12 protein-coding genes and 1 pseudogene are annotated in these 15,988 nt (G+C 47.3%); 1 reads left to right on the plus strand and 12 read right to left on the minus strand.

Annotated features, from left to right (window positions below):
* Positions 1 to 49: 49 nt before the first annotated feature.
* From ACVXHP_RS17220 to proB, 9 genes and pseudogenes are all read right to left on the minus strand, one after another.
* Positions 50 to 1,529 (minus strand): annotated as a pseudogene (locus tag ACVXHP_RS17220) (EAL domain-containing protein).
* A gap of 648 nt (positions 1,530 to 2,177) precedes the next feature.
* On the minus strand, positions 2,178 to 2,873 hold the full coding sequence (locus ACVXHP_RS17225) for a molecular chaperone (protein ID WP_447571889.1): 696 nt from the start codon (positions 2,871 to 2,873) through the stop codon (positions 2,178 to 2,180).
* Positions 2,870 to 4,486, minus strand: coding sequence for a fimbrial protein (locus tag ACVXHP_RS17230; protein ID WP_447571890.1), 1,617 nt, complete (start codon positions 4,484 to 4,486; stop codon positions 2,870 to 2,872). Before ACVXHP_RS17230 ends, ACVXHP_RS17225 begins: the two co-directional genes overlap by 4 nt.
* 4 nt (positions 4,487 to 4,490) lie before the next feature.
* Positions 4,491 to 6,983, minus strand: a complete 2,493-nt coding sequence (locus tag ACVXHP_RS17235) for a CS1-pili formation C-terminal domain-containing protein (protein WP_447571891.1) — start codon at positions 6,981 to 6,983, stop codon at positions 4,491 to 4,493.
* A gap of 58 nt (positions 6,984 to 7,041) precedes the next feature.
* Entirely contained in the window at positions 7,042 to 7,719 is a 678-nt protein-coding gene (locus tag ACVXHP_RS17240) for an EcpB family pilus assembly chaperone (protein WP_447571892.1), read from the minus strand.
* A 52-nt stretch (positions 7,720 to 7,771) separates the two neighbouring features.
* Positions 7,772 to 8,359 carry a common pilus major fimbrillin subunit EcpA gene (gene ecpA, locus ACVXHP_RS17245; RefSeq protein ID WP_447571893.1) on the minus strand — a complete coding sequence of 196 codons (588 nt, stop codon included), beginning with the start codon at positions 8,357 to 8,359 and terminating at the stop codon, positions 7,772 to 7,774.
* Between the two features lie 594 nt (positions 8,360 to 8,953).
* Positions 8,954 to 9,673 (minus strand): Crp/Fnr family transcriptional regulator, encoded by a 720-nt coding sequence (locus ACVXHP_RS17250; protein ID WP_447571894.1) that lies wholly within the window; start codon positions 9,671 to 9,673, stop codon positions 8,954 to 8,956.
* Between the two features lie 280 nt (positions 9,674 to 9,953).
* The gene (gene proA / locus ACVXHP_RS17255; RefSeq protein WP_061383056.1) at positions 9,954 to 11,204 is read right to left on the minus strand and encodes a glutamate-5-semialdehyde dehydrogenase; all 1,251 of its coding nucleotides are present in this window, start codon (positions 11,202 to 11,204) and stop codon (positions 9,954 to 9,956) included.
* 11 nt (positions 11,205 to 11,215) lie between these two features.
* Positions 11,216 to 12,319, minus strand: a complete 1,104-nt coding sequence (proB, locus tag ACVXHP_RS17260; protein WP_003031373.1) for a glutamate 5-kinase — start codon at positions 12,317 to 12,319, stop codon at positions 11,216 to 11,218.
* Positions 12,320 to 12,608: 289 nt separating this feature from the next.
* Here proB and phoE point away from each other — a divergent pair, with 289 nt between their 5' ends.
* Positions 12,609 to 13,664 carry a phosphoporin PhoE gene (phoE, locus tag ACVXHP_RS17265; RefSeq protein WP_042310379.1) on the plus strand — a complete coding sequence of 352 codons (1,056 nt, stop codon included), beginning with the start codon at positions 12,609 to 12,611 and terminating at the stop codon, positions 13,662 to 13,664.
* Positions 13,665 to 13,721: 57 nt separating this feature from the next.
* Here the strand turns inward: phoE and crl are convergent, their stop codons facing one another.
* The 3 genes from crl to gpt all read right to left on the minus strand — a co-directional run bounded on the left by crl (position 13,722) and on the right by gpt (position 15,984).
* On the minus strand, positions 13,722 to 14,123 hold the full coding sequence (gene crl, locus ACVXHP_RS17270; protein WP_447571895.1) for a sigma factor-binding protein Crl: 402 nt from the start codon (positions 14,121 to 14,123) through the stop codon (positions 13,722 to 13,724).
* Positions 14,124 to 14,180: 57 nt separating this feature from the next.
* Complete coding sequence (frsA, locus tag ACVXHP_RS17275) at positions 14,181 to 15,425, minus strand: esterase FrsA (RefSeq protein WP_200007991.1); 1,245 nt, start codon at positions 15,423 to 15,425, stop codon at positions 14,181 to 14,183.
* A gap of 100 nt (positions 15,426 to 15,525) precedes the next feature.
* The gene (gene gpt / locus ACVXHP_RS17280; protein WP_003031380.1) at positions 15,526 to 15,984 is read right to left on the minus strand and encodes a xanthine phosphoribosyltransferase; all 459 of its coding nucleotides are present in this window, start codon (positions 15,982 to 15,984) and stop codon (positions 15,526 to 15,528) included.
* Between the last annotated feature and the right edge of the window lie 4 nt (positions 15,985 to 15,988).

Below are 15,988 nucleotides of genomic sequence, written 5' to 3' on the forward strand. Positions count from 1 at the left end.
GGTTGCGGCTCCAGGTGCCCCCCGCCACACATGCGCTATGGCTTTTATCCTACATGTGAAAAGCCATGCCTGAAAGGATGCAGGTTGCGAGAGTAGAATCAGCTGCAGATCCAAACAGTTCTGACAGACTGCTTGTAATACCGGACAAAATCATTAAACGTCACTGGCGGTAAAAATTGATAACCTTGCAGGTAGTCAACATTATTTTTTCCCAGCCATTGCTGCTGAAAGTCATGTTCAACCCCCTCAGCGACTATGCGTAGCCCTAAAAGCCCGGAAAGATGAATAATTGACTCAAGCATAGGAATATGTTGCTCAACCTCTTTAATAGCCTTAGTAAACGTTTTATCAATCTTGATTACATCCAGGTCTAACTCATTGAGATAGCAGAGGTTAGCGTAACCGGTCCCAAAATCGTCTAAAGCAAACAGAACGCCTCTTTTCCGTAATGAACGAATAAGCTCTTTGATTGCTGGAGTGATTGTAAGCGTCTGATTTTCAGTTATTTCTATCATCAGTTTTATGGGTAGCTTTTGCGTTATTTCCATAAAATTAAGGCATTCCCAATAAAAGACAGGGTTACTTAAACCTGATGGACTGACATTAAATGAGACAAATAGAGTGTTATTGATTCCCGCACCTCCGGCGACGAAATCACGCGCAACGGCAGTCATTAAATAGCTGGTCAACTCATTAATCAGCCCACTTTTTTCTGCCAACGGAATAAACTCACGCTGAGAAATGGCATAGTTATGCCCCTGTGGCCAACGAGCCAAAACCTCAACACCACAAACATCACCACTGGTATTTACGATGGGTTGAAAATAAGGAATGATTTCTTCATTCCTTATTGCCATACTCAATCGACTGGCATCTGAAACATCATACGCCTCACCATAAATGATATTCTCCGCTGTATTTCTTAGCGTTGAACAGTCTTCATGCAAGAAATTATTCTTAGTTAAGAAAATGATAGTTTCGTTAAAATGAGAAAATCCGAGCCGGGTGGTAATTTTATCCCGATAACGATATACTGACTTAATTGTCAGCGAGTTGGCAATACAAAAATCGTGCAATCTTTCTTTTGAGAAAGAAGCATACAACATTTCCTCCTCAAACTCAGTTAAATAAAAAGTAAATATTGGTGATCCTCTGGTGATTTCGGCTATCTCACCAGGTGCCAATAAATAATCTTTTAACTGAGAGATCACCTTCTCTGATAGTTCCCATCCGTTAATAAATGCATACTCTTCATAGCCCCGATTAACGGACTGGTTTTCACTCATCCGAAGAACAATACAGCTCATATTGATGAACTGTGTACTATTTCTCTGGAGCCATTTTCTGACCAGAAATAATGGCAATCGATTATCAATAACCAACACACAGGATGGATATTGTGGTATGACGGGTTGCGCCCCAGAAATATAAGTATGTGCATCGACCAGTACTAAATTTGGCAAACACGCTTTTAAGCCAGAGAAAAGGAAAATATCATAACTGAGAAGAAAAACCTTTTTCGTATTCATAGTTATCACCAATTTTAATTTATGGCATAGCAGGCCCCTCGTTTCATGCACGAGAGCATGTACAACACCTTCAACCTCCAATAATTATAAGACGGCGCGTGAGTTAACTTTTTCCATAAGTCATCTCACGCAGATTAGGAATTTATAATCACAACTGTCCATATGAGTATCCCCATTAAATAGTAAGGCCATTTCAAATATTGAAAAAGGAATATTACAAATCCCTAAGCAGAACAAATAAATCCACTCACCTTCACAGCAAGGTGAAATATAAAAGCATAAAATCAAAAAACGACAACATATGTAACTAAAAAAATTATATTACCCAAAAAACCATGAGCGAACGTCATAAATTTCTTATCCCATAACTTTTTCCAGCGATATAGATCACATTTCACCACAACAAAACCGGATTTAACATGAGCAACTCAGCAATATCATCAGGCACATTATCATTTTTATTTTTGACGATAGGCGCACGGTAAATCTGTAATATCAAGATACCTCAGTTTTTCCTGGTTGAATCTTACTCAACCTGATCATTAATTACACTTTCATACAATCCCTTCTAAAATAACGTATATTGTGTACGAATGGCAAAGAATTAATCTATTCTGAACTTATGACTGTATTTTTTAAAGATACATACTAACGATTGAGTCTGAAACATCCCTGCCCCACGGGTAAATATTTCTGCAAAGCAACGATAAATTTTCTGTTTTGTGTTTTTAATTCGCTACTATGCCAGGTTTCTCCCGGTAACACATAACGCATGACGGCTTCATCATCTGTAGAGTGACAGCCCCGGTGTACGATAACCTTAAAAAAAGTATTCCCGGTGTTTTTTAGTATCCCGTTTCTCTCATCAATCGAGTATGCCAGATTGATTTTTCTCGGACGAACAACCAATATGGTGTCCATAGCGATAACCGGAAGAGCCTCCCCGCCTTTCCCTTGATTACGCTGGGTAAACAGCGTTATCGGCATCTCGCGAAACAGAATTCGATAATAACGCTCCTTATCATCCTGTGGACCACGGTAGAAAATCTTAAAAAATTCGCTCGCCTGCGGTGCCAGTGAGAAATTCAGTGGTGTAAATAAAAGTTCGCCTTCGGCAATAGCGCTTCTGTTTTCACCTCCCGGCCCCGGTTTATCAATTTTTACTGCGCTAATACTGTACAAATTCTGTTTCTGGCTATCGTTATAGATGCGTTTACTGATAAACGATTTATCCGATGGCATCTCATAAATAGTCGATTCCAGATAAACAGCCTGTGCAGAGCATGCAGTCAGCCCAAAAAGAAAGACAAATGCCCATCTAAGTGCCAAATGGCAGCGATTCATGGCGTGACTCCCACCCAATTCGCCGTCACTTTTATCTCTCCGCTGGCGCTGACGACCCCTTCCCAGTCGCTACCGGATACAGTAAGCATCGAACGTGAATCATTCATTGGGAAAAGCAGTTTCAAATCAGTGGCATAGTAGCTTCCATCATCGTTGTTATTTGCGTCCCAGGGTGTCTGTTGCCACTGTGCATCGCTCATGCTGATGGCTGCTTCACTACAGCTATTCCGTTTCTGCACCACGCCCCCCGACTGACTGTTGTATTGAAGAAAAGCGGGGATTGGAACGGATAGCCCTCCTTGTGCAGAGGTAAACAGACAATAAGGTACACTGTTTATCGTTGTACTATCCCCAATAACCTGGGCGGTAATGCTATCGGCCTGACGGGGTCCGGAGACCGTCACGGTGTAATCCATCTCAATAGGAGCGGCATCGCCAATCGTACCGCTGCCGCTTGCAGAAGTAGTATTATTCGCAGAGACAATACTGATCCCATACTCCTTCGGCACAATGTTAAGCTGCAGCGAAGGTGTAAATTGGTAATATCCCGACTCTGGTGTTAAGCCATTATAAAAACCAAAAGTAAACGGTTGACTATTAGTGATACTGATTCCTGAATCGACAAGATTTTTCAGAAATACTTTCGACAGAAAAATATAAATATACTCCCCGGACGTGGTGAAAACGTTGTAATACGCTGTTGAAGTACCATAGTTATACCAGTTTGAGCCATTCCCGGAGTATCTCACGGTGGCCGCTCCGGGCGTAAAACCAAGCATCGCCGTGTCAACATAAGCGCGAAACGTCAGAGAGGGGGTCAGATTAGCCGTTTGTTGCAGGTTATAACTCACCATCTTGCAAATCACACCGTCTGTGCCGCCCACCACGCCAAGCTCACAATAACCAGAGTCCTTGGTGATGCTCGGCGTTCCGTCGCTGGCAACCCAAAGTTCCTGAAACGCATTAGTCGATTCAAGCGACAGATGCCCGCGTTTGGTCAACGTATAATTAACGTAATTCCATAATCCGGTCGACTGGTCTTTGCAACGCTGCCCGGAAGAATAATCATAATTTACAGACGTATAACAGCGGTTGAATACGTAGGTTTCGCTGCTACCGGTAGACACATTGCGAAAATACTCATAGGCAGTATCCGTCAGAGAGGCGAATCCGTAGGCTCCGCCAACTACACCTGCGACAGATCCCACCTGTGCATGATAAAAACCATTATTGTCAGTTCCTTGCCCGGCAATAAACCCGGTCGATGGGCACTGGGTACCGCTATAACAACGTATTCCCCGGAAAGGCCCATTAATCGGGGAATTATCAATCCACATATCCTGATAATACTTTCCGGGTGCAGTCCAGCCCACAAAACCTAAATATCCTAGACTGACCTGTGAGGTACCGTATTTTATCCACGTGTTTGACCCGCTGAAGCGCGGATCAAGTGCCGATGGGGTAATAAAATATTCACCATCTATCGCATTCTCAATAAACAAATAATTATTGCTGACAGAACCGGACGAGGAGGCTTTCAAAGCCAAAACAGGTAAAGGCGTAAAGCTACCCATGGCACAGATTAAAATAGCCCATTTAATTAATACTTTCATTTTATTACCTCTGTGCCATAGTGGTTTGCGTTGCGCATTTCACCTCACCAACCCACGCCGCGCCGCGTGCTTTTTCCAGATCGAGATCGGCTTCACATACGCTGCCATTGGCTGAAATTAATGTGATGACCGGATACTTTTTATCAATATCGATAGCAAATTCACCCTTGTCATCCGTGCGCGTTTTACCAATGTGATTATGGATATCGGTATTTGCAGCCAATTGCCCATCAGGGTAGCGGATACGCCCGAACACGGTGACCATGCTTTTAATTTCAGGGTTAATAACGCCAACGTTACCCGGATAAAGCGTCAATTCCTGTTTGCGTCCTGAAACAATATCGAAGCTGTCCTCAGAGTTCTTATCATTGAGGATCTCCAGCTTGTATTGCGCATAGGGCGGCAGTGCAATGAAATTTGATTTACCGCTGAGAAGATAATTACGGTTATTAATCTTCGCAGCCAGTTTCCCCTCACCGGTCAAATCTGTTTTCACGATGACACCTGACCGTTGCCTCTCTTTACTCAAACCGAAGTCTTTGCCAGCCCATGCCAGCGAGCCTTGTGAAGAGAAGTTCATATTGGTGGAGTTATCCGCGGAACGCGTTACCGATACGGTACCGGCGTTATATTTCGTGTCATAACTCAGATTGCCATTTATCGAATAATTGTTGTCGTAATATTGTTCACCACTCAGACGGGTTGACGCCGCCAGGCCAACTGATTTAATGGGGCCTTCAGCATATTGCTTGCGCGCGCTGAGATTCCCCTGAGTGCTGCCATAGCGATCCCGGGAGACCCCCATGCTCAACCAGGAAGCCAACGGCAACGATAAATCCAGGCTGACATAACGTTCCTGTCGCCCATCGTCATTTCGGTTGTTGTAGTAATAACGCTGGATCCCAGCACGCAGTCCAACCGAGGCATATCTGCCAGAATATAGGGTCGTGCTGTAGTCCAGGTTGCGATATTTATTGCCGGAATAACGATTCTCGGTCTGGCTCACGGTGAGCGAACCGCCATGAGGAATAAACTTTCCGAGGTTCAGCGTGCCGCCAATGGAATAATTGTCACGCTCCTGTATGGGCAAACGATCGCCAATTTTACTGTCTTCACGAGATGCCCAAAGAGATCCATACCCCTCAGGCACATTGAGATTAATGTTACTGATATTTCGCCATGACGAATCGTTCGCCACCAGCGTCTGAATGCCAATACTGACGTATTCATTCACATTGAGTGTGACGTCCGTTTCATTGACCGTATTATTGTCAAAACCATAGATCGTCGACTTCAGACCTAGCCCCGACAATATCGCCAGCGTTACCGATGCCGCACCTCCGGCAATCCATGTCTGCTCGCTACCCAAATCCTGATAGTGGTTACGCTTATAGCTCACCCGATCATAATCCAGTGAACCGCCAAAAAACTGCCATGAGAGCTGATCAATACCGGCAGCCTGCTGGCGGGCAAAGATTTTATTAACCCGGCTGATACGACTATTAATCGTCCGGCCATTGACCACAATATCAACCGTGACGTCATAAACACCATATGGAAAGCGACTGGTATCAATTTCATAGCTGCCCATATTAAAGTTCTGCACGCTGAGCAATCGCCCGTCACGAAATACATGAACTTCACCAGCGGCCGGTAAAAATACGGTGATCGGCGTGAGCGAAAGCGCAGTGTTTTCAACCACCGTACTTCCTTTATTTCCATAGCTCACGCCGTAAATTTTACCGCCATTCAGCGCATTCAGGCTGGCAATAGACTGGACATTCCATGTGTCAAGCATCCCCAACGCCAGTCGATACCCTTCATAATCGCGCTCATACATCGCCCGATAGAGTTTACTGCTGCCATTGCTGTCGCCTATGCCGTAAAACGAACCGTTAATGTTGATGTGGTGTTCACGTAGCGATGTTGTATTGTCCATCGTCAGATAACTGCGGGTGCTACTGCCGTTACGATAGTCGTTGTAGTAGGTGCCAAAGTTATAATTCAGGATGTTGGAGAGCGTCTCCACGCTGGAAGGCCCAAGCAGACTGCTTCGCGCGACAATCGCTTCAGTTAACGCATCTTTGCTGACGATCATCTCCAGGTGGAATGAAGAGACATTGAGTTGCAGGCGCACATCATCTGACAGTTCAATATTCGTGTTGTCATGAAATTTCACATCACGAATCTTTTCCACCATCGCGCGGGTTTTCTCAGAGAGCACCGCATTATTGGGTAATTCAGCAAGCGTCAGGGCTTTGACGGTAATATTGCCATCAACAAGCGCAATAACCGCATCGGCAATTTTCTGCTGACTTTTCTCGTCAGTCTCGTTGTAGCGGATATATACCGGCACCGTCATTCCCTGCTCCAGTGAACGGGCAAAAGCGCTGGGAATAACGTAATTGCCCACTTTTACGGGAGCTGCATGTGAAAAGCCTGGTGCCAGCGCAAGAAAAAGACAAATGCTACCGCCGACAATATATATATTTGCCATATGCATCCTTACATCCCGGTATTTTTATTTATCCCGTACAGATGGCTGCTATTGACCATCACTTCACTGTAATAAACTGCTTACCATGCCAAATACCGATGCGAGAACGGTTGTTGCTAATGTCGGTAAACTGTAGTTTTATTTTTGTCCCCGGCATAATGTAATAACGCTCGCGACAACCTCGCCCCCGATCGCGGGTCTTATCTTTACACGTGCCATAGGCGATCACACGAAACGAAACATTGCCGGTATTGGTAATAACGTCGCCATTTCGGCTATATTCGAATCGCTCTTTGCGCGGAGCGACCACCAAAATAGTGCCAATTTCAGCGGATGCTGTCGCAACAGCCATTTTATTGGCCCGGGTTTCTGCGCTCTCGGTGACCGGTTCATCAATCCATTGCAGACGATAATAACGCTCGATATCATCTGCAGGTCCTTTGTAAAAGAAGCGAAATACATCCTTCGCCTGACCAGGAAGAATAAGATTGGCAGGTGTAGAAAGTAACTCTCCGGAATTAACTGGCTTTATTTCGATACCACCCGCCAAAGGTGATGACAATTGTTTTACCGAAACACTGACATAACGTGCCGAATCTGTCGTATTGGTAATTTCTTTCGATAATGAGCTCTCAGCTGAAGTCATTATCGACGTGATATCACCGACATTAATTGCCCAACCGGAAAAAGATGTTACTAACCCTACCAACATTGCTGCCGGTAAATATTTTTTCATGACACCATTCCTGATAAATTCGGGAGAAAATATTCTCCCGAATCTTTATTGCTTAGGCAGACGGAGTCGTCCAGGTTGCATTGAACTGTACTTTTACATCGCCAGTCCAATAGCCGTCCGGCAGCGTAGAGTAATCCGTTACTGCCTGGGTACCATCAGAAGTCGCTGACGCGATGGTGAATTTGAAGTTGGATTGATCGCTGACACGAGCAGCACCATTATAAGCGCCATCAGCCATCAGGCTTTCAAGACCAGAAGTCGAGCTGGAGTTGACCAGGACGGTATCTGATGAATTAGTCAGCGGGGTGCCATTCCATGCCACCCCGACGTTCAGGGTAGAAGCATCGCCACTGGCGTTAGTCAGGGTATTGCTAACAATCTGAGCAGTCAGTTCAAAATCAGTGGCGGTCTCCTGGCCTTGAATGGTCACATCAAATGCGCCATCCTGGGAATTGAAGCCATTCAGGCCTTCCGCATACTGAAAGGTTAAAGAATTCAGCGGGGTGACAACCAACATGCTGGAGGTATCTTTTGTTGCCGTCGCATCCCACGAGGCTGTTGCAGAAGCAGTAACATCCGCCATTGCATTTGCCGCAACAAATACAGAAGCCAGAGAGGTCACTAATAATAATTTTTTCATTTTATCTTCTCCTAAGAACAAACTCACCACCGAGTCTTATTATTAAGTCACTCCAGCGGTTCCATTATTGCGAGCCAGAATTGCCGCGCCAAAAAAATTATCATTTGAATTAAGTAACATCTCAACAAACTCTGAAACGCAGAAATTATAAAAGACTAAGAATTTTCCCACAAAAAAAGACCCCTAAGAAGTTTCCTAAGAGACATTTACTTAAAATACGCCTTCACTCAGAATTATTACCCACACAAATGAATAGAACCAAACAATTCATCTTTTTTATGTTTTTGATAAATATCAAAAAAGTCATACAAATAAAGCTTCACCAAAATCCTTACAAAACATAAAGATAATCAAACTCTCTTTATCCTCTCTGGAATGCTAATTATTTGTTGCGATTTTGCTAAATTCTCATCTCAACAAGAAAATTCTCATGAAACTTTCGTTTGAAGGGGAATATTCTTATAAACAAAGCACTAATTTAGAAAAATGGTATCAGAACTGATAATTATTTCACACAAGTAAAACCAGGAATTTTCCATATAAAAAGAATATTCCTGGTATTAACAGAAAAAATCATGTGCATAAAAGAGATAATTAGATGAAGCTTTTCAAACCAAGATAACTATTAAGTGTTACCGTACGTACCCGATGTAAGGTAATCAAATCTTGTTGTTCGAGTGATTTTAATGAGCGGCTGACAGTTTCAATTTTAAGATCGAGATAACTGGCAATTTCTTCCCTGGAAAAAGGCAACCGAAGCGTCGTTTCCGGCCTGCCAATGCGCAAATGCATCTCATAAAACTCAACCAGAAAAGCGGCGATTCTGGCCTCGGCGTGTTTATTCGCATAACGCCGCAATTTCTCAACAATGAACCCATTATCTCTGCACAGAAACTTGATGACTGTCGCAGCCACTAAAGGATCTTTTTCTGCTACCTTAAACAGCCGGGCAATATCGATATGACAAACTTCCGCAGCCGTTGCAGCTGTGATGGTGGTCAGATACGTTCTCCCTTCGACGGCATCCAGCGCCATGATATCCCCAGGAACATAAAAGCGAGTGATAAAAACGTTATCGCCACATTCCACGCTGGACTTGCAATACCCCTCATGAATCACAAAAAGCATCTCTGCGGTTTCATCCTGCCGAGCGAGAATCTCACCTGCTTTAAACTTCCTTCTTTTGTCTATTAACTTATGCTCATTATCACGATCAATAGCCGATCCCTTTGGGCACAGCGAACAATGGCGGGGTGGGAACGGATTGCCGAGCGGTACAACAGGAATACTAAGTTTGTGAATATCCGATTTCACGCCACAACTCCTCATAAAAATGAGACTGATTCTAATAGAACAGGCGTTGGGAACAATACGTGAACCGCAGACCAGGAAAATTCATGCCTGACAGGCAAAATTCTGTGATAGTTCGCTTTTCTGGCGCAAACGAGAATATAAGTAAATCTGGTCTGCTGCGGATGATTAAAAACGCAGAGCTGAAAACAAACGCGGATACGGCGAAGAAGGTTAAAACAAACCGGGTGATGCTTGTATGGCTTTGCGAATTAAACGCCTGTTTTGCATCACCCGATTTCAATTACGCACGAATCGTGTCGTCGCCGAAGCCAATCCACTTATAGGTGGTCAGTGCTTCAAGTCCCATTGGGCCACGCGCGTGTAGTTTTTGCGTACTCACCGCCACTTCAGCTCCCAGTCCAAACTGGGCACCATCGGTAAAACGGGTGGAAGCATTGACGTACACGGCAGAAGAATCAACTTCATTCACGAAACGGTTGGCGTTGCTGAGCGTGCGCGTCAGGATAGCGTCGGAATGCTGGGTGCCGTGTTCGCGAATATGCGCGATAGCGCCATCCATATTTTCGACCACCACAACGTTCAGATCCAGAGACAGAAATTCGTTATCCAGCTCTTCCGGTTTCAGCGGCACCAGTTTGGCCGGGCCATGCAGTACCTGCATCACGATTTCGTCACCGTGCAACGTAACACCGCTTTCCGCCATCTTTTGACTTAACGCCGGCAGGAAACGCTCAGCGATATCCTGATGCACCAGCAGGGTCTCCACGGTATTACAGGTGCTCGGACGCTGAGTTTTGGCGTTAACGATAATCTTCAGCGCCGGAGCGATTTCAGCAGAATCATCCACATAAATATGACACACGCCAATGCCGCCGGTGATGACCGGGATAGTCGACTGCTCACGGCACAGCTTGTGCAGGCCCGCGCCACCGCGCGGGATCAGCATATCGATGTATTTATCCATACGCAGCATTTCGGCGACCAGCGCGCGATCCGGGTTGTCGATAGACTGCACCGCTGCTGCGGGTAAACCACAGGCTTCCAGCGCCTTTTGGATCACCGCCACGGTCGCGGCGTTAGTCCGGTAAGTCTCTTTCCCGCCGCGCAGGATCGCCGCATTACCGGTTTTCAGGCACAGGGAGGCAACATCAACGGTAACGTTAGGACGCGCTTCATAAATCACACCAATCACGCCCAGCGGGACGCGACGACGCTCAAGGCGCAGTCCGCTATCCAGCAGTCCCCCGTCAATCACCTGCCCGACCGGATCAGCAAGATTACACACCTGACGCACATCGTCAGCAATCGCTTTCAGGCGCGCAGGGGTCAACGCCAGGCGGTCGAGCATCGCTTCGCTCAGACCATTTTCACGCGCCTGTTCTACATCCTGCTTATTAGCACTAAGGATGCTTTCCATTTGCGCTTCCAGCTCATCGGCTATTTTTTCCAGTACGCGATTTTTTTCGCGGCTGGAGAGCAGCGCCAGCTTGTATGACGCAGCTTTGGCAGCAATGCCCATTTGTTCCAGCATATGCCTGTTCCTTAACGGGTAATCATGTCGTCGCGATGGACAGCAACCGGGCCGTATTCATAGCCAAGGATGGTGTCAATCTGCTGTGAGTGGTGTCCGGCAATACGGCGGAGCGCGTCGCTGTTATAGCGGGTCACGCCGTGGGCGATATCGCGCCCTTCGAGATTGCAGATACGAATCACTTCACCACGAGAAAAGTTGCCTGTCACGCTTTTAATGCCTTTTGGCAGTAATGAACTGCCGCGCTCCAGGATCGCAGCGGTAGCCCCCTCATCGACGGTAATTTCACCGGCAGGCGGCGCGCCGAAAATCCAGCGTTTACGGTTTTCCAGCGGAGAGGCCTGAGCATGAAAACGCGTTCCAACGGAAACGCCTTCCATCACATCGCCAATCACGCCCGGCTTGCTGCCCGCGGCAATAATGGTGTCGATTCCGGCGCGGCACGCGACATCTGCGGCCTGCAATTTTGTGCCCATCCCGCCCGTTCCCAGGCCAGAAACGCTGTCGCCGGCAATGGCGCGCAGCGCATCATCAATACCGTGAACGTCTTTAATCAGCTCCGCCTGCGGATTGGTACGCGGATCGGCGGTGAACAGTCCCTGCTGATCGGTCAGCAGCAGCAGCTTATCGGCTCCGGCCAGAATCGCCGCCAGCGCCGAGAGATTGTCATTATCGCCGACTTTAATTTCGGCGGTCGCCACCGCGTCATTCTCATTGATGACAGGAACGATGTTGTTGTCCAGCAGCGCGCGTAAGGTATCGCGGGCATTAAGAAAGCGCTCTCTGTCTTCCATATCCGCACGCGTCAGCAGCATCTGCCCGATATGGATACCGTAAATAGAGAACAGCTGTTCCCACAGTTGAATCAATCGGCTCTGCCCTACCGCCGCCAACAGCTGTTTCGAGGCTATCGTCGCCGGAAGCTCAGGGTAACCGAGATGCTCACGACCGGCGGCAATCGCGCCTGAGGTAACGATCACAATACGATGCCCTGCGGCATGGAGCTGCGCGCACTGGCGAACCAGTTCTACGATATGGGCGCGGTTCAGGCGGCGCGATCCGCCCGTTAACACACTGGTGCCAAGTTTTACCACCAGCGTCTGGCTGTCACTCATGATTCTCTGCCATTCAAAATTGGGGAAAATGATATCAAACGAACGTTTTAGCAGGACTGGCCCCGGTTGCCAACAGCCAGCGCACAAAGCATGTAATTTTATTGCGCAGGATCAGCAAGCGTAGCGGCAGATTTTGACGCATTTATTACAGAAACATAAAAACACTTTTTTTTAAAAATATTCTTACTTTGTCATAAAACGTTCATTGCCAGACGTTAAAAACCTTCCTGTCTTTTAACGGGGATCACACCCAGTGAATATTAGCGCGTACTTTTAATCAGGAATGAAAATGAAAAAGAGCACTCTGGCATTAGTGGTGATGGGGATTGTGGCGTCGGCATCCGTACAGGCAGCTGAAGTGTATAACAAGAACGGTAATAAACTGGATCTGTATGGCAAAGTGAAAGCCATGCATTACATGACGGATTATGACAGCAAGGACGGCGACCAAAGCTACATCCGTTTAGGTTTTAAGGGCGAAACGCAAATTAATGATGAACTGACGGGTTACGGTCGCTGGGAAGCAGAGTTCGCTGGCAATAAAGCTGAAAGTGATTCCAACCAGCAAAAAACACGTCTGGCCTTTGCCGGTCTGAAATTAAAAAATCTTGGCTCGTTTGATTATGGTCGTAACCTGGGCGCACTGTACGATGTAGAAGCATGGACCGATATGTTCCCGGAGTTCGGCGGCGATTCATCTGCGCAGACCGATAACTTTATGACCAAACGCGCCAGCGGCCTGGCGACTTACCGTAACACCGACTTCTTCGGCGTCGTAGATGGACTGGATCTGACCCTGCAATATCAGGGTAAAAACCAGGACCGCGATGTGAAAAAACAGAACGGCGATGGTTTTGGTACGTCCGTTACTTATGACTTTGGCGGTAGCGATTTCGCCGTCAGCGGCGCTTATACCAACTCCGATCGTACCAATCAGCAGAATCTGCAGACTCGCGGTACGGGCGATAAAGCAGAAGCCTGGGCAACGGGTTTAAAATATGATGCTAATGATATCTATATTGCGACGTTCTATTCTGAAACGCGCAATATGACGCCGATTTCCGGCGGCTTCGCCAATAAAACGCAGAACTTCGAAGCGGTTGTTCAGTACCAATTTGACTTTGGTCTGCGTCCGTCACTGGGTTATGTGCTGTCAAAAGGTAAAGATATTGAAGGCGTCGGCAATGAAGATTTGGTGAATTATATCGACGTTGGCGCAACGTATTATTTCAACAAAAATATGTCCGCGTTTGTCGATTATAAAATCAACCAGCTGGATAGCGACAATAAACTGGGTATCAACGATGATGATATCGTTGCCGTCGGTATGGTTTATCAGTTCTGATTTAGTATAAAAAAATGCCGGATGGGGTTGCGCCGCCATCCGGCATTTTACTGTTCATTATGCGGTTAATTTAACCGGCTCATCCTTAAAATCGTCAGCAGGCTCCAGCGCCAGATTCAGCGATGTTAACAACCCACGTAATTTTTCATGAAACTCACGTAAGGTGTATTCCAGTCGCTCTATTACTTCAGTCTCTTTCACCGGCACCGCCGTCCAGTTGCCATCTTTATCAAACAAACCAAACTGATAGCTGTAGGTAAAGCGTTTTTCCTGCGCCTCAAGCTCCATCCACCAGCCCCAGAACTCACGTTTCTCAGGGGCGGGTTTCACGTTGACGCAAACAGCCAAACAATCGAAAAAAAAGCGATTGTCTTCGCACTGCCCTTCCCGGATGTACGGGCCAAGCGCGGTGAATTTCTTGATCAATCTACTTTTCGGATGCCCACTCGGTAACGTCATTACGATCTCCTTAGGTGAAGCATCTGTTTTACCAAATCGATAAAATTTAGCAAACTTTTAACACAATCTCTGATTGATCCATCCGGTTATTTCTTGCAGCCCTTTGTCAAAATTGCGATACACCGGGTTGAATGGAATCTCCAGCAGCTTACCGTCAGAAGATGACGACGTGATTAAACGCGACTCCTCTTCCGGGCTAAACGGGTCGTTTTTCCAGAACCCCGACAGCATTGGCGTCGGGCAGCGTCGACCGAGCAATCCCTGCACTTTTAATGAATAGCGATTAAGCTCAACGCGCAGCGCTTCATCGGAAGCGTCATGCATCCCCAGGCGGCTGGCCAGAACGTCAAGATACATTTCCGGGACGCTTGCCTGACGCTGCGGATCGCTCAACAGCGCATGTACGACCGGCCCCAGACAGGCCACCGCCTTCAGCCGTGATGATTCCAGATACGCCAGCCGTACCGCCACGTTAGCGCCAAAGCGGAAACCGAAGGCCGCCACGCGGGTGTGATCCACCCACGGAACATTCGGCAGCGCCTTTAATACATGCTGATGCAGCAGGCTGGAATCCTGAGTGAGTTTCCATTTTGACGAGAACCCGACCGACGGCATATCCAGCGTCAACATGGCAATACCACGCGGAGCAAAGTAGCGCTCATACAGGGTGTAGTAGTCCGTTTGCATGGAATCGAGACCGCCGCACATCAGTACCGTCGGGAACGGACCTTCGCCTTTTGGCATATGCAGGAAGCCGGTTATCGGCGCGCCGCCAGCAACCGCAAATTCCATTTCACGCAGCGTGCCCGGCAGCCGTTGAGCGGCTTCTTCATAGGCGCGATTGGCCAGAGCCTGCGCCTGCTCTGCCAGCTCATCGCCTTTCAGGTGCGGATAAGCGGCAATGTTGTACAGCGTGGAGGCATGCAGCCAGTGGCGCCCGCTCACCTGCGGATCCTCCTCCATAGACGCTTTCTGTTGCCATACCATCGCCTGCTTTGCCCACTCATAGATCCAGTTCCCGCCACGATAGCCAATGACCGTGTCGTAGAGCTCTTTATCCGTGCGTTCGGCTTCGCTCATCACGATACGCGCCTGCACTTCGAGGATTTCACGCGGATCGATGCCGCGCCAGATCCACATCAGGCGATTCACCATGCGATACCAGTGCGGAATTGTTTTGCCATCCAGGGCAGATTGTACGGACGGCTGCGCGCCGTGATTAAAACGACGAACCAGCGTAGACGTTTCAGGGTGTTTGAAGCGGGGTTTGAACAGGACTTCGCTGAGGTTAGCTTGTGACATTCTTGCAGCCTCCATGAATACTCATTAAGGCATAGTGTAACCTGATGGGGATTAATAAAGAACAACGCCCGGCATAGCCAGGCGTTGAAAACGGTGTTGATTAACGACCAGAGATCGGCGGGACAAATACTACGCCCATATCCCACGGCTGCTCAATCCAGGTATCCTGAGGGATATCAACAACATAATCATTTACCAGCGGACGACCTGCCGGTTTTGCGAAAATAGTGACGAAATGCGCTTTAGGATACATTTCGCGGATCGCAACTGCGGTGCCGCCGGTGTCAACCAGGTCATCGATGACGATAAAACCTTCACCGTCGCCTTCAGCACGCTTAAGCACTTTCAGCTCGCGCTGGTTGTCGTGATCGTAGCTGGAGATGCATACGGTATCGACATGACGAATACCTAATTCACGCGCCAGCAATGCGCCCGGCACCAGACCACCACGGCTAACGGCAATAATGCCTTTCCATTGTTCAGAAGGCATCAGGCGGCTTGCCAGTTTACGTGCATGGATCTGCAACATGTCCCAGGTGACGACGTATTTTTCGCTCATGTGA

This window comes from Citrobacter freundii complex sp. 2025EL-00176, assembly GCF_053309355.1.

What these genes read in the sequence shown, in the direction of transcription:
- ACVXHP_RS17240 (WP_447571892.1), bottom strand. Translation starts at nt 7,719, where the DNA reads ATGAAAAAATATTTACCGGCAGCAATGTTGGTAGGGTTAGTAACATCT.
- ACVXHP_RS17235 (WP_447571891.1), bottom strand. Translation starts at nt 6,983, where the DNA reads ATGGCAAATATATATATTGTCGGCGGTAGCATTTGTCTTTTTCTTGCG.
- frsA (WP_200007991.1), bottom strand. Translation starts at nt 15,425, where the DNA reads ATGTCACAAGCTAACCTCAGCGAAGTCCTGTTCAAACCCCGCTTCAAA.
- crl (WP_447571895.1), bottom strand. Translation starts at nt 14,123, where the DNA reads ATGACGTTACCGAGTGGGCATCCGAAAAGTAGATTGATCAAGAAATTC.
- proA (WP_061383056.1), bottom strand. Translation starts at nt 11,204, where the DNA reads ATGCTGGAACAAATGGGCATTGCTGCCAAAGCTGCGTCATACAAGCTG.
- ecpA (WP_447571893.1), bottom strand. Translation starts at nt 8,359, where the DNA reads ATGAAAAAATTATTATTAGTGACCTCTCTGGCTTCTGTATTTGTTGCG.
- gpt (WP_003031380.1), bottom strand. Translation starts at nt 15,984, where the DNA reads ATGAGCGAAAAATACGTCGTCACCTGGGACATGTTGCAGATCCATGCA.
- phoE (WP_042310379.1), top strand. Translation starts at nt 12,609, where the DNA reads ATGAAAAAGAGCACTCTGGCATTAGTGGTGATGGGGATTGTGGCGTCG.
- ACVXHP_RS17230 (WP_447571890.1), bottom strand. Translation starts at nt 4,486, where the DNA reads ATGAAAGTATTAATTAAATGGGCTATTTTAATCTGTGCCATGGGTAGC.
- proB (WP_003031373.1), bottom strand. Translation starts at nt 12,319, where the DNA reads ATGAGTGACAGCCAGACGCTGGTGGTAAAACTTGGCACCAGTGTGTTA.
- ACVXHP_RS17225 (WP_447571889.1), bottom strand. Translation starts at nt 2,873, where the DNA reads ATGAATCGCTGCCATTTGGCACTTAGATGGGCATTTGTCTTTCTTTTT.